The following is a 13,852-nucleotide window of genomic DNA, read 5'->3' on the forward strand; positions in this document are numbered from 1 at the left end:
GGGTTTCGGCCCGCTTCGGGGAGTTCCGGACAGGCGCCCGGTCGGGCCCGGAACGGCGCGGGCCGCCGACCTGCGACGATGCCGTGGGGCCAGCCGCCCCCGGGCCCGGCGGTTGTCCGTTTCTCCCCGAAGCGGCGGGTTTTGGCTCGCTTCGGGGAGTTCCGGACAGGCGCCCGGTCGGGCCCGGAACGGCGCGGGCCGCCTACCTGCGACGATGCCGTGGGGCCAGCCGCCCCGGGCCCGGCGGTTAGACCAGCATCAGTTCCGGCTCCATTTGCGGGTCGGACGGGCGCACCACGGCGCGCTCGGCGGGGCCGTCATACATGGACAGCGGCCGGATCAGTTGGTTGGCCTGCAACTGCTCCATGATGTGCGCGGTCCAGCCCGTGACGCGCGACGCGACGAACAACGGCGTGAACGTGGCCGTGTCGAAGCCCATCAGGTGGTACGCCGGCCCGGACGGGTAGTCGAGGTTCGGCTGGATGCCCTTGCGGGCGTCCATCGCCTGGTTCAAGGCGTCATAGAGCTCCGCCATGTCGGGCCGTTCGCAATGGTCGATCAACTGGTCAAGGGCCGCCTTCATTGTGGGCACCCGCGAGTCGCCGTTCTTGTAGACGCGGTGCCCAAAGCCCATGATCTTGCGTTTGGCCGCCAAGGCCCGGTCCAACCAGTCTTCAGCCCGGTCCGCGCAGCCGATCTCCTCGAACACGTCCATCACCGCCTCGTTGGCGCCGCCGTGGAGCGGGCCCTTCAGAGCCCCGATCGCGCCGGTCACCGCCGAATACAAATCGGACAGCGTGGAGGTGATGACCCGTGCCGTGAAGGTGGAGGCGTTGAACGAGTGCTCGGCGTAGAGCACCATGGACACGCGGAAGCAGTCGACCACTTTCTGGTCCGGCACGTCCCCGAAGGTCATGCGGAGGAAGTTCGAGCAGTAGTCCAGGTCCTCGCGCGGCGCGACCACGCCCTGGCCGCGGCGGCGCCGCTGGTCGTAGGCCACAATCGCGGGGATCTGGGCGAACAGCCGCAGCGCTTTGGCCTGGTTGGAGGATGGGGTCTGGTCCCAGGCGTTCGGGTCGGTGGTGCCCAGGTAGCTGACCGCCGTGCGCAGCACGTCCATGGGGTGCGCGGTCAGCGGGATCGCGTCGATCACGGCCTTCATGTGGGCTGTCATGGCGCGCTGCGACCTTTCGACCTCGGAGAACACCTCCAGCTGCGCCCCGGTCGGCAGTTCGCCGTTCCAGAGCAGGTAGGCGACTTCCTCGAAGGAGCATTTCTCGGCCAACTCCTGGACCGGGTAGCCGCGGTAGAGCAGCGAGTTCGTCTCCGGGTTGACGCTGGAGACAGCGGTGGTGTCGACAATCACGCCGTAAAGGCCTTTACGTATTTCAGTCATGTCCGGTTCCTCGTTTCATTTGGTTAGGCATGAGCCTAAGAAGGCAGCGCTGAGCGCAGTCGGGGGAACCGGGGGAGGTTGGGGCAAGTGGCAGCGGCTCTGACGGTCGTGTTTGCACGATGCCGTCCGGTCGCCCAGAGCGCATGTGGCCGCGCCTCGCAACTTGTCTTGCCATGCTAACACCTGAAATTGGCAATGCTGGCGCAAAGGTGCGAACATGGTCTGGAGGTGCCGCTCCAACGGGCGGCGCCTCCAGCGGACCGCGACCCGCAGGGGCCGCTCGCAAGGCCTTGGCGGCGCGGTCTTTTCGGACGAACTCCCCCTTCTTCCGTCCGCTGCCGCCGCCCGGGCGCGCCCGGGCCCGCACACAGCCGACCAGCAGCCAGAAAGAAGGTTCCAGGTGATAACCCACCAGGTGCGAGTCCAAGAACACGGCCAATCCCTTGAGCGGGCGGAGCAATTGGCCTGGAAGATCGCCGATGTCGCGGCCGACCGGGCGCCAATCCTCCCCGAAGTCAGGGAAATGGTGATCAACCGGGTGATCGACAACGCCGCCGTGGCGGCGGCCTCCCTGAACCGGCCGCCGGTGGCGGCCGCCCGCGCGCAGGCCGAGGCGCACCCCTACGATCCGGGTTCGACGGTGTTCGGCCTCACCTCCGATCAGCGCTACTCCCCGGAATGGGCGTCATGGGCCAATTCGGTGGCGGTCCGCGAACTCGACTTCCACGACACTTTCCTGGCGGCGGAGTATTCGCATCCGGGCGACAACATCCCGCCCTTGACGGCCGTGGCGCAACACAGGCGACTGGACGGCGCGGCGCTGCTAGACGGCATTGTGACCGCGTATGAGATCCAAGTCGACCTGGTCAAGGCGATTTCGCTGCACGCCCACAAGATTGACCACGTGGCGCACTTGGGCCCGTCCGTCGCGGCGGGGCTGGGCGCCATGCTGCGGCTGCCGGCGGCCACCATCTACCAGGCGATCGGCCAGGCGCTGCATTGCACCACGGCCACCCGGCAGTCCCGCAAGGGCGAGATCTCGTCTTGGAAGGCGTACGCGCCGGCGCTGGCCGGCAAGGTCGCCATCGAGGCGGTGGACCGGGCCATGCGCGGTCAGGGCTCGCCGTCCCCGATCTACGAAGGCGAGGACGGGGTGATCGCCTGGCTCTTGGACGGTCCCGATGCCGACTACCTGGTCCCGCTCCCGGAGCCCGGCGAGCCGAAGCGCGCCATCCTGGACACCTACACCAAGGAGCATTCGGCCGAATACCAGGCCCAGGCCTGGATCGACCTGGCCCGCCGGCTGCGGGCCCTCTACCCGGAGGCGGCGGACCCGGCGCGGGTCGAATCGATTGTGATCGCGACCTCGCACCACACGCATTACGTGATCGGCTCCGGGTCCGGCGACCCGCAGAAGTACGACCCGTCCGCTTCACGTGAAACGCTGGACCACTCGATCCCGTACATCTTCGCGGTGGCGCTGCAAGACGGCGCGTGGGACCATGTCGGCTCCTACTCCCCGGAGCGGGCCGCCCGCCCGGACACGGGGGCGCTGTGGCGCAAGATCACCACGGTCGAGGACCCGGACTGGACGCGGCGCTACCACTCCAACGACCCGGCTGAGAAGGCCTTTGGCGGCCGGGTCGAGATCACCTTGGCGGACGGGCGGGTGATAGTCGACGAGATCGCGGTGGCGGACGCCCATCCGCTGGGTGCAAGGCCCTTTGGGCGGGCCGAATACGAGCACAAGTTCCGCTCGCTGGCGGCCGAGGCCCTCGCCCCGGCCGAAATGGACCGCTTCTTGGACTTGGCCGCCCGACTCGACAAGCTGAGCCCCGACGAGGTGGGGCAGTTGACCATCACCGCCCGGCCCGACTACCTGGCCGGCCTGCGCCAAGGGGGCCTGTTCTGATGATGTACTCGCGGGTGGCCCCCTCGGCCAAGCGGGCGGCGCTGCGCGGCGCTTTGGCCTCCGGCCAAATCCAGCGCTTCCCCGGCGCCTTCAATCCCCTCAGCGCGCGGCTGATCCAGGCCAAGGGGATGGAGGGGGTGTACGTCTCCGGGGCGGTGATCGCCGCGGACCTGGGCCTGCCGGACATCGGCCTGACCACGTTGACCGAGGTCGCCACGCGGGCGGGGCAGATCGCCCGGATGACGGACCTGCCCGTCTTGGCGGACGCCGACACGGGCTTCGGCGAGCCCATGAACGTGGCGCGGACGGTCCAGACCATGGAGGACGCGGGCCTGGCCGGCATCCACATCGAGGACCAGGTCAACCCCAAACGCTGCGGCCATTTGGACGGGAAGCAGGTGGTTGACCTGGGCGCGGCCCTGGGGCGGGTCAAAGCCGCCGTGGAGGCGCGCCGCGACCCGGATTTCCTGATCATGGCCCGCACGGACGCGCGCGGGGTGTCCGGCCTTGACGCGGCCGTGGACCGCGCCAAGGCCCTGGTGGACGCGGGGGCGGACGCCGTCTTCCCGGAGGCCATGGCCTCCCTGGAGGAGTTCGCGGCGGTCCGGGCCGCCGTGGACGTGCCCGTGCTGGCCAACATGACCGAGTTCGGCAAGTCCGAGTTGTTCACCGTCCAGCAACTCGCGGACGTCGGGGTCAACCTGGTCATTTTCCCGGTCTCGCTGCTGCGGTTGGCCATGGGCCTGGCCTCGAGGGCGCTGGACCAAATCGCCGCGACGGGCTCGCTGTCCAACTGCGTGCCCCGCATGCAGACCCGGGCGCAGCTCTACGACCTGCTGGATTACCAGTCCTACGCCCAATTCGACGACACGGTCTTCAACTTCCAGTCCTAACCGGAAACGGGGACGGGTGGAGCAGCGCCGCCAGGGTTTCGTAGCGGCCCTGCCAGCCCCATTCTTGGCGCACCCATTCGCGGCCGGCCGCGCCCATGGCCGCCGCGCGCTCCCTGTCGTCCAGCAACTCGGCGACCCGGGCGGTGACCGGCCGCCAGCCCCGCCCGTCAACCACGAAACCGGTCTTGCCCTCCAGGACCGCGTCCGGCGCGCCGCCCGAGTCGCCGGCCACCGCTGGCACGCCCGCCGCCTGCGCCTCCAGGTAGACAATGCCCAGGCCCTCCACCTCCAAGTTGAACAGCCGCGACCGGCACGGCATGGCGAAGACCGAGGCGGCCGCGTACAACTCGGCCAGTCGCGCGTCCTCCACGCGGCCGGCCAGCACAATCGAGTCCGCCGCCGGGCTGGCGGCGGCCATCGCGCGGAGCTTCGCCTCATACGGCCCCGTGCCGGCGATCACCAGCCTGGCCTCCGGATGGGCGGCCGCCACCTTCGGCCAGCCCTGGATCAACCGGTCCTGGCCCTTGCGCGGCACCAGCCGCGAGACGCACAGGACCACCGGGCCGTCTCCCAACGCCAAGGCGGCGCGGGCGCGGGCGGCGGCGGCGGGCGACCGGACGGCATCGGCGGCGGGGAAGGCCACCCCCGCGCAAAGCTTGACCATGCGGGCGCGGGCGGCGGGGGAGAACGCGCCGGCGATCCGCCGGCCGGTGTAATCGGTCAGGTAAGTGACCACGTCCACGCTGTCGCCAATCCGGCGCAGGGCCTGCCGGGCGCCCGGCGCGGCCGCCCACCAGACCTCGTGGCCGTAGGTGGTGGCGACGGTGCGGCCCACCTCCACCCGCCGGGTCAACTCGCGCGCCATCAGCGCGAACGGGGCGGCGGCGCCAAACCAGATCGCGTCGGCGCGCACGTCGCGGGCCACTTGGGCGGCGAAAGCCGCCACCTTCTTGGTGGGCCACAGCGTGCGGTCCGGGTGGCGGACCACCTGATAGGGCAGCGAAGAATCGGCGCGGGCGGTCTCCTCGGGGGTGAAAGGCGCCCGCGTGGAGGCCAGGACCGTGACCTGGTCCGGCGGGAACCGGCCGACCAGTTCGGCGATGAAGGTCTCAATCCCGCCGAACGTGGGCGGGAAATCGTTCGTTATCACCAGCGTGTGCATGTTGCTCCCCCCGCGAAACGGGGACGGTACCTATTGCCGGCCGGCCGGAAATAGGTACCGTCCCCGTTTCCGTTAGAACCGCGAACGGCCGATCACCTCTTCGGCGATCTGGACCGCATTGAGGGCGGCGCCCTTGCGCAGGTTGTCGCCCACCACGAACATGGCCAGGCCGCGCCCGTCCGGAACCGACTGGTCCGGGCGGATGCGTCCCACGTAGACCGGATCCCGGCCGGTCGCCTCCAGCGGGGTCGGCACATCGGCCAAGACCACGCCCTTCGCCACGCTCAGCAGCAGGCGCGCCTCGGCCGGGTCGATCGGCCGCTCGAACTGGGCGTTGATCGCCAGCGAGTGCCCGGTGAAGACCGGCACCCGGACGCAGGTGCCGGAGACGGCCAAGTCCGGGATGTCCAGGATGCGGCGCGACTCGTCCCGCAGTTTCTTCTCCTCCGTGGTCTCCCCCAGCCCGTCATCCACCGCCGAGCCGGCCCAGGCCAGCACGTTGAACGCGATCGGGGCAATGTAGGCGACCGGATCGGGGAAGTTCACGGCGTGGCCGTCCAACCTCAGCCCCGCCAGATCCTGGGCCGCCGCCGCCCGGGTTTGCACGTCCAGTTCCTCAACCCCGGCGGGGCCGGTCCCGGAGACCGCCTGATACGAGGAAATCACCAGGCGGCGCAGACCAGCCGCGTGATGCAGCGGCGCCAACACCGGCATGGCCGCCATGGTGGTGCAGTTCGGGTTGCCCACAATGCCCTTCGGGGCGTCCTTGGCCAAGGCGCCGTTGACCTCCGCCACCACCAGGGGCACTTCCGGGTCCATCCGCCAAGCCGACGAGTTGTCGATCACCAGCGCCCCGGCGGCCGCGAACCTGGGCGCCAGTTTCCGCGAGGCGCCCGCGCCCACCGAGAACAACGCGAGGTCGATGCCGTCCGGCGAGTCGGCGTCCGCGTCCTCCACCACGACCTCCCGGCCCGCGAAAGACAGCGTCCGGCCGGCCGAACGGGCCGACGCGAAGAAACGGATCGACCGCACCGGGAACTCGCGCTCCTCCAACAGGGTCCGCATGACGCCGCCCACCTGGCCGGTCGCGCCGACCACCGCCACGTCGTGGCCCGATTCGCCAATCCTCATCTTCCAGTCCCTCCGTAAACCACGGCCTCGCCCTCCGCCGAGTCAAGTCCGAACGCGGTGTGGACCGCCCGCACGGCCCGCGCCAGATCATCCCGTTCGGTGACCACCGAAATCCGGATTTCCGAGGTCGAGATCATCTCAATGTTGATCCCCGCGTCGCTGAGCGCGGCGAACAGCCGCGCCGACACCCCAGGATGGGACCGCATTCCCGCCCCGATCAGGGAGAGCTTGCCGATCCGCCCGGAGTACTCGAGGCGCTGAAAGCCGAGGTCCTCCCGACCGGCCTCGAGAGCGTCCACCACGGCGGCGGCATCGTCGCTCGGCAAAGTGAACGAAATGTCGGTGCGGCCCGTGATCTCCGTCGAGACGTTCTGAACGATCATGTCGATGTCCGCGCCCGCCTCCGCGACGAGTTGGAACACGGCGGCGGCCTTGCCGGGCACGTCCGGGATGCCGATCACGGTGATCTTGCCTTGGCTGGAGTCATGCGCGACCCCGGAGATGAGAGGCTGTTCCACTTGGCCGTTCTCGCTTCCTGAACTGTTTGAACTCGCTGAACTGTAAGTCTGGTCGGGCGAAATGGGGAAGGTGGCGGCCCCTTCCACGATCAACGTGCCCGGCCGGTCGGAAAAGCTCGACCGGACGTGAAGGGGCACGCCGTACCGGCGCGCGTACTCGACCGAGCGCAGGTGCAGCACCTTGGCGCCGGCGGCCGCCATTTCCAGCATTTCCTCATGGGCTATCACCGGTATGCGGCGGGCCGCCGGAACCGTCCGGGGGTCGGCCGTGAACACGCCGTCCACATCCGTGTAGATCTCGCAGACGTCCGCCCCGAGCGCCGCCGCGAGGGCCACGGCGGTCGTGTCGGAGCCGCCCCGCCCCAAAGTGGTCACGTCTTTGGTGGTCTGCGACACCCCTTGGAACCCGGCCACGATGGCCACGGCCCCGTCATCCAGGGCACCCCTGATCCGGCCCGGCGTCACATCGATAATCCTGGCCCGCCCGTGTTCCGCGTCGGTGATCATCCCCGCCTGCGAACCGGTGAAGGAGCGCGCCTCGTGTCCCGTGTCGGAGATGGCCATGGCCAGCAACGCCATGGATATCCGCTCGCCCGCGGTCAGCAGCATGTCCAACTCGCGGGCCGGCGGGTTTGGCGAGACGGCTCCCGCCAGGTCGATCAGTTCGTCCGTGGTGTCCCCCATGGCGGAGACCACCACCACGACCTCGTGCCCGGCCGCCCGGTAGGCCGCGATCCGCTTGGCCACCCTCAGCACGCTGGCGGCGTCCGCCACCGACGAACCGCCGTACTTCTGCACCACCAGGCCCAACGCCGTCCGCCTTTCCGATTGGACTCCACGCGCCGGCCCCGTCCGGGCCGCCGTCGCCGCTTGCGGCTCCAAAGGCCGCCCGCCAGATTGTCCCACAAAGGCGCGGTCAGCGCTCGGACCCCAATCCCGTGCCCGATGCCGTCCGGTCACCCGCCCGGCGCCCCCGCCGTTACCAGCCCGCCGCCTTGGGCCTAGGACGGTGGCTTTTCCGCCACCGTTCTAGCCTTGGCGTAGCCGGCGCAGACCCCAGAAGTCGCGCAGCGCGCGACGGCCGATCCCGATGATCTTCGGGATGTTGATCGAGTTGGTGCCGCCCTGACGGGGGCGGAAAGTGACGGGCGCCCAGCGCACTTTGCGCCCTTGCTGGATCAGGCGGACTGTGAGCAGCACATTCGCCAGATTGTGATCCGGCGGGATGGTCGCCATGGCCTGACTCAGGGCTTCCGCTTTGATCAGCCGGAACGGGCAGTTCGCGTCTGGGGCCTTGACCTTGAAGACCACCCGCACCACGGCCTTGAGGACCTTGGTGACAATCACCCTTGAGAAGCCGTCCTGGCGGCCCCGCCGCCAGCCGATCAACGCGTCGGCGGTGTCCCGCCGCTTCCAGAAGGCCGGGAACTCGCCCGGCACCGTCTGCCGGTCCGAATCGGTCTGGAAAACCCAGTCGGCGCCTTGCTCCACCGCGCAGCGGTACCCGTACAGGAGAGTCGCGCCGTGTCCGGAATTGGGTTTGGTCAGGGGCAAGAGCACGTCGCCGTGGCGCTCGCGCAATTCCTCCAACAGTTTGAAGGTGTTGTCCTTCGAGCCGTCGTCAATCACGACCAAGCGCGCCTCGGGGCCAGTCGCCGCAATGACCGGAACCCATTCGTCCACCAGTTCCGCGATGTTGTCCGCTTCGTTGTAAGCGGGCACCACTGCATACAGCACGTCATTCATCATTGGCTCCTGTCTTGTCCACGCCGCCGCCCAAAGTGGCCTGGGGCGGGGCGGACGCAACCGACGCTGGGTCCTTTTCCACGGCATCGGGCAAAACGGTGGCGGCTTTCGCGTTCCCGCCGGGGCCGGGCGAGGCGGCGGCGCGGGGACGCTCCAGCCAACGGGCGCGGAACGTCACCAACTTGTTGAGTGTGAATTGGTAGGCGGCCACGACAACGATCGAGAAGAGCTTCACCCAGGTCTCGTCGAGGTCCATCCGCTCGACCCCAACCCACAGGATCAAACTGGACAGAGCCCACCCGGACCAGCCGACGCAAAGAAACACCACGGCGCGTCGCCTCAAGAAGTCGGTTCGCCGGAAATTGAAAAACGCGTTGCACAGGAAACTGATCGCAATTCCCAGGTTGACGCTCACCAGATTGGCCACCAACAACGCGAAGTCGGCCTCGCGCAAGGCACGGAAAGCCAAGAAATCGCAGCTGGCGGCGACCAAACCGAAGACGCCGTAAAGGAGAACCTGGCGGATGAACGGCCAACGGGTGACCGTGTGTATGAAAGTTCCAGCCGCTCCCACGTCCCACCCTTCCAAGTCAAACGACGGCGGTCCGCTCGCGTGGAATGGGCGGACGCCCAGCCACCCTAGCACGGCCCCTCGCGGGTCCCGTCCTCACTTGTCCCGGGTCCCGGTTTTGGGATCTGGCCAGGCCCCCGAACCGCCGGGCCGCCGAGCCGGGCGGGGTGACTCAACCCCCTGGTGGCGTCCAGCGCCCAAGGATCGGCTCCCCGGCGGCGCCCACCGACGGGCCTTCGCTCTTGTGGTCCCCGCACGCCAGGTTTACCTGGTCAAAGGGAACCGGCGGGGTCGGCTCGTCGCCGCGCCCGGCCGTCCCAAACTGGAACCACAGCAACACGCACGCCGCAGCCAGGGCGGCAACTCCCGCCAACGCCCGCGTTGCCCGCCCGCGCCACGGGGGAGCGCACAGCCAGGCCCCCGCTGCCAAGGCGATCAGCCCAATCCCGGCCGACCACTGCTGGTTCAGGGCCGACCGCCCGCTTTCCACCAGCGGATTCCAGCCGCCCAGGTGCCAGCCGGCCTCAACGCCGAGCCTCCCGCCCAGAATCACCGCGCCCAGGATCCCGAACACCAGCGCCAATCCGTCCAATGCCCGCCGGGGGCCGCGGCCTCCAAAAGCGAGGGCAGCCATGCGCCGCAGCGCCCAGCGGTCCCTTTCGGCCCACTCGCGGGCCGGCCGCAAGTGGTTGAAGACGCCGAGCGCCACGACGTGGGTTCCCAGTTCGTCTTGGCCGCCGGCCGCCGACGCGCGTTCCAGGCGGGCTGCGGAGGCCCGCAGGGGAGCGGACGCCTCTGCCGCGCGGCGGGCTTCCCCGGCCCAATCCCGCCCGGGCGAGGCCGGCCGTGCGTCCTCAGCCATTCCCCGGCCCGTCGCCCGCGCACATTTGGTATTTGGCCGTGAAATCGGCCAGCGTGGTGAACTGGGCGGTCTGCTCGGCCGGGCCCGCCAAGCTGAACATTGCCACCTCGTCGGCCACCCCGAGGTTTGCGGGAGTCTCCGCAGCCTGCGCCCGCTCCTCGCCAGCGGGCGAGTTGCTCCCGGGCTCGCTTCGCTCCACCCCGCGCGACCACCACAAGAGCCCTTCGGGCGTCCCGTCCGTGTCGCACAGGCTTCCGCGCCCCACAATCCCGCCGTCCAGGCTGACGCTGGTCAGGCGCTCCCCGTCCCGGTAGGCGAGCAGACGCTGGCCGCCCGCGTAGCGGTTCCAGCGCGCCTTGAGGGCCTCGGCTTGGGATCCGACTCGCGCTTGGCCGTCCTCTTGGCCTGGTTCTTGGCCTGCTTCTTGGCCGATTTCCCAGCCGCCCGCGCAGGTGTAGGCGTGGGCGCTCGCCGAATCGGCGCTGACGGCCGCCGTCCAGACGTAATACCGGTGGTCGCCCAGGTCAATGTAGTTCCTGGCCTCTCCAGTGGCCGGGTTCGCGGCGACCGCCAGGCCGCACGCGCTGACGTCGTTCTCGCGCAGCCACAGGACCCCTCCTTCGCCGACGGCTGGCGCGATCCGGAAATCGGGCGGAGCCACGCCGACTGCCTCCACTGTTGCCTCCCGGTCTGTCCAGACCGCCAGCGCGGTCGGATAGCCCAAAATGCAGGCGGCGAGCACGGCGCCGGCCGCGAGCAGGTGCGCCCGCCGTCCGCGCCACGGCGGCGTGAACAGCACAAAGCACGCTGCAACCGCCACGATCAACAGCGTGCCCGCCAGGAAATGCGGCAGCAGATAGCTCGACGGCCCCTCCAGCCGGAGGGTCAAGGCGCCCAGCGGCTCGCCGGCCCCCGACCGCATGGCGTCACGCATGCCGGGCGGCGCCGAAAGCGCCGCCGGGAACAAGAACGTGTCGCGGAGAAGGTACTTCCCCACCCAGCCGGGCACGGCGACGGTGGCTACCAACGCCATAGCTGATAACGCCACCAACTGGTCGGCCAGCCAGCGCCGGTCCTCGCGCCGTTCCCGCGGTCCGCCCACCGCCCGGGCGGGCGCGGCCTGGCCGAACGGGCGCCGCAAGGCCGACCGCCGCTCGCGGCGGGCGGCCTTTTCCAGCGCTGGCTCCGCGGCCGCCGCCTGCGCCAGCACCGCCCGCGCGACCACCACCGTGCCCAGGTCGTCGCCGTCCGCCGCCTCGGCCTGGCGGGCGAGGGCCGCCGCCTCCGGTTGGAAGTCCGAGCGAAACCGGCGAAGACGCCTGGTGGCCCGGGCGGCGCGATGCATCCTCCAATGGTGCCCCCAGTCCGTCAGCGGGGCCAAGCGGCGGCGGCTTTCGCGACCCGCCTTTCCCGGGGCCGGGCGCAGCTCTTGGCGGCGGTCCGAGCCGGCCGCCTGACTATTCAGGCTTGCACACGGGGAAACGCTCCCAGAAGTCGGGGACCGGGAGCATGTCGAGCGACTCCGCGTAAGGGTCGGCAATGCGGTAGAAGTACATTTCGCCGGCCGGTGTCGAGTACTGCACGGAACGCCAGATTATGCCGGCCTCCGTGCCGTCCGTGTCGCACAACTGGCCCTCGCCCACCTCGAAGCCGCCGAGCCGGAGCAGGCTGAGCGGACGCGAGTCGAAGCGCCGCTGATCAGCGGAGCCGTCGGCCGGGCCGCCGTCCCAAGCGATGAGAGCGTTCCCCCATGTGTCGTAGTCGTCAGACCAGTGGCGGCTGCCGGGCTCCGGCTCGCCAGCCCAAAGCAGGTAGACAAAATAGACTGCGCCGTCCACCTCGATTGAGGCGGGTTCCAGCTTCCGGAAATGGCTGCGAGGAGGTTCAAAGTCCGGGTCAGTGCCCCAAGGGTCCAGCCAGCCGACGGACGCAGGCCTCGCGGGTTCCGGCTCAGGTTGCATGGACCACAGCCACCACAGGGTCAACGGGCAGACCATCAAGTTAAACAGTCCAATCCCGACCCAACCGGCCCGGTCGCGCCATGGCGGCAAAAGCATCCAAACGGCCAGCGCCAGGCCTATCAGCGCCCAACCGGCCACGACCTGCCCGCTCTTGTCCCCGCCCATGGCCAACCACTCGATATAGGCGGACGCCTGCACCGCCAATTCGCCTGCGATTGGCGCGAGCAGCGCGGCCACCAGGGCCAACGCCAGAAGCCACCGGTCGACCGCTCCATGGACCGCCACTCCCGCCGCGCGAACCGCTCGGGCCGCCCGCTCGACTGCCCGGCCCAAACGCCGAGCCGCCCCGGTCCCACCCAGAATGGCCCAACGCGCCAAGACAGCCCGCCCCACAACGTGGGTCCCGATGTCGTCCGGGCCAGACCGGCGGACCTGCTCAGCCAGCACCCGGTCCGGACCCGAGAGCCCACGCCACCCCGCCAGCCGGACCGCCTCGCGAGTCCAGCGGGAGACGGCGGGCCGGGGTCCCAGCGGCGAATGGCGTCGGCTCACAAGCACATCCTGTGCTGGTCTACGAAGCCCGCGAGGGTGGCGATCGCCGGTCCGTCTCGCCAAGCCAGGTCCGCGAAGCGGAAATGGATCACAACCTGATCCCAGCCGCCGCCGATCTTCATTCTCGCCAAAGACCACCAGACAAGGCCCTCCGGCGTGCCGTCCGTGTCGCACAGCCAGCCCTTCCGGGCCACCCCGTCGACCAACTCGAAACGGGCGATTTCCGTCCAGTCGCGGTAGACGACCACACGGTTGCAGGCGGCGGCGTCCGCATAGTAGTAGTCGGTGTCCGGATCGTGATAAACGGCGCGGACGTAGTAACGATGGCCGTCAAGCTCGATCAAGTCGGATTCGCCCCGGCCGCCGGCGGCATCCACTGTGGCCACTGCCAGGCCGCATCGAGCCGGGACGTTGCCATAAGCTTCGACGACTTTCGATTGGTGGCTCTTGGCTTGATAGGGTGCCACGCCGATCGACTCGGCCGCCGCCTCTCGCTCCTCCCACAGCCCAAGCACGGCCGGATAGGCGGCCACGCATCCGATCAGCGCCGCCCCGGCCGCCGCCAAGTGGCGCCAGCGACCCCGCCAGGGCGGGATCGCGCTGACGGCCGCGGCGGCGAGCGCGGCCAGTAAGAGAGCCCCGGCGAAGTAGTCCACCCAATCGAACACCTGGTCGGCTTGGCCCACCGGCCAAAGGCCGCCGGGCGTGAGGCTGTCGCGCAGTGCGTTGCGCACGCTGCCCGGCGCTTCAAACCCTGGCGGGAACAACGTGCTGTCACGCCCAATCCACCGGCCGACAGCCGTTGGCACCACTACTGTCACCAGCGCTGCCAACGCCGCGATCGCGATCCACCGATCCGCAGCCAGCCGCTTGCTGGCGCGCCTTTCACGGGCGTCGCGGAGTTCCTCCGCCTGCCGCTGTTGTTCCCGGTCGCGAACTTCTTGTAGCACCGCGCCGGCAACCGCGTACAGGCCGAGTTCGCCGTCCGGCGCGGCCACGACCTGCCGCACAAGCCCGCCGAGGTTGGATGCGCCTGCCGCAGCGCCCACGAATCTGTCCGCCGCGAGCTGACGGGCGCGCGTCTGCCACCGCTCTGGGCCGTCAAGCGCGGCCGCGCGGGGCACTTCGCTTCCGCCCACGTCGCTGCC

At 69.7% G+C, this 13,852-nt stretch carries 12 protein-coding genes; 2 read left to right on the plus strand and 10 right to left on the minus strand.

Features of this window, described 5'->3' with window-relative positions:
- Positions 1-247 precede the first annotated feature (247 nt).
- Positions 248-1,396 carry a bifunctional 2-methylcitrate synthase/citrate synthase gene (locus LBC97_12915; GenBank protein ID MDR2566926.1) on the minus strand — a complete coding sequence of 383 codons (1,149 nt, stop codon included), beginning with the start codon at positions 1,394-1,396 and terminating at the stop codon, positions 248-250.
- 400 nt (positions 1,397-1,796) lie between these two features.
- Here LBC97_12915 and LBC97_12920 point away from each other — a divergent pair, with 400 nt between their 5' ends.
- Positions 1,797-3,308 (plus strand): MmgE/PrpD family protein, encoded by a 1,512-nt coding sequence (locus tag LBC97_12920; protein ID MDR2566927.1) that lies wholly within the window; start codon positions 1,797-1,799, stop codon positions 3,306-3,308.
- Positions 3,308-4,201 (plus strand): methylisocitrate lyase, encoded by an 894-nt coding sequence (gene prpB, locus LBC97_12925; protein MDR2566928.1) that lies wholly within the window; start codon positions 3,308-3,310, stop codon positions 4,199-4,201. The genes LBC97_12920 and prpB overlap by 1 nt, the downstream gene beginning before the upstream one ends.
- Here prpB and LBC97_12930 read toward each other — a convergent pair.
- From LBC97_12930 to LBC97_12970, 9 genes are all read right to left on the minus strand, one after another.
- Positions 4,185-5,363, minus strand: a complete 1,179-nt coding sequence (locus tag LBC97_12930; protein ID MDR2566929.1) for a glycosyltransferase family 4 protein — start codon at positions 5,361-5,363, stop codon at positions 4,185-4,187. The two genes, prpB and LBC97_12930, sit on opposite strands and share 17 nt — an antisense overlap.
- 72 nt (positions 5,364-5,435) lie before the next feature.
- Complete coding sequence (locus LBC97_12935) at positions 5,436-6,494, minus strand: aspartate-semialdehyde dehydrogenase (GenBank protein MDR2566930.1); 1,059 nt, start codon at positions 6,492-6,494, stop codon at positions 5,436-5,438.
- A complete protein-coding gene (locus tag LBC97_12940; protein MDR2566931.1) occupies positions 6,491-7,822 on the minus strand; it encodes an aspartate kinase in 1,332 nt (443 codons plus the stop codon). Before LBC97_12940 ends, LBC97_12935 begins: the two co-directional genes overlap by 4 nt.
- Before the next feature lie 219 nt (positions 7,823-8,041).
- Positions 8,042-8,761 carry a glycosyltransferase family 2 protein gene (locus LBC97_12945; protein MDR2566932.1) on the minus strand — a complete coding sequence of 240 codons (720 nt, stop codon included), beginning with the start codon at positions 8,759-8,761 and terminating at the stop codon, positions 8,042-8,044.
- The gene (locus LBC97_12950; GenBank protein ID MDR2566933.1) at positions 8,751-9,332 is read right to left on the minus strand and encodes a GtrA family protein; all 582 of its coding nucleotides are present in this window, start codon (positions 9,330-9,332) and stop codon (positions 8,751-8,753) included. Before LBC97_12950 ends, LBC97_12945 begins: the two co-directional genes overlap by 11 nt.
- A 169-nt stretch (positions 9,333-9,501) precedes the next feature.
- Positions 9,502-10,191 carry a hypothetical protein gene (locus LBC97_12955; protein ID MDR2566934.1) on the minus strand — a complete coding sequence of 230 codons (690 nt, stop codon included), beginning with the start codon at positions 10,189-10,191 and terminating at the stop codon, positions 9,502-9,504.
- Positions 10,184-11,536 carry a hypothetical protein gene (locus LBC97_12960; protein ID MDR2566935.1) on the minus strand — a complete coding sequence of 451 codons (1,353 nt, stop codon included), beginning with the start codon at positions 11,534-11,536 and terminating at the stop codon, positions 10,184-10,186. The genes LBC97_12955 and LBC97_12960 overlap by 8 nt, the downstream gene beginning before the upstream one ends.
- 112 nt (positions 11,537-11,648) lie before the next feature.
- Entirely contained in the window at positions 11,649-12,704 is a 1,056-nt protein-coding gene (locus LBC97_12965) for a hypothetical protein (GenBank protein MDR2566936.1), read from the minus strand.
- Entirely contained in the window at positions 12,701-13,843 is a 1,143-nt protein-coding gene (locus tag LBC97_12970) for a hypothetical protein (GenBank protein MDR2566937.1), read from the minus strand. The genes LBC97_12965 and LBC97_12970 overlap by 4 nt, the downstream gene beginning before the upstream one ends.
- Positions 13,844-13,852 lie beyond the last annotated feature (9 nt).

The organism is Bifidobacteriaceae bacterium (genome assembly GCA_031281585.1).
In the GTDB taxonomy this organism is placed as follows: Bacteria; Actinomycetota; Actinomycetes; order Actinomycetales; family WQXJ01; genus JAIRTF01.

Excerpts from the sequence above, each read along its gene's own strand:
- LBC97_12915 (MDR2566926.1), bottom strand. The coding sequence starts at position 1,396 with ATGACTGAAATACGTAAAGGCCTTTACGGCGTGATTGTCGACACCACC.
- prpB (MDR2566928.1), top strand. The coding sequence starts at position 3,308 with ATGATGTACTCGCGGGTGGCCCCCTCGGCCAAGCGGGCGGCGCTGCGC.
- LBC97_12930 (MDR2566929.1), bottom strand. The coding sequence starts at position 5,363 with ATGCACACGCTGGTGATAACGAACGATTTCCCGCCCACGTTCGGCGGG.
- LBC97_12935 (MDR2566930.1), bottom strand. The coding sequence starts at position 6,494 with ATGAGGATTGGCGAATCGGGCCACGACGTGGCGGTGGTCGGCGCGACC.
- LBC97_12945 (MDR2566932.1), bottom strand. The coding sequence starts at position 8,761 with ATGATGAATGACGTGCTGTATGCAGTGGTGCCCGCTTACAACGAAGCG.
- LBC97_12955 (MDR2566934.1), bottom strand. The coding sequence starts at position 10,191 with ATGGCTGAGGACGCACGGCCGGCCTCGCCCGGGCGGGATTGGGCCGGG.
- LBC97_12960 (MDR2566935.1), bottom strand. The coding sequence starts at position 11,536 with ATGCATCGCGCCGCCCGGGCCACCAGGCGTCTTCGCCGGTTTCGCTCG.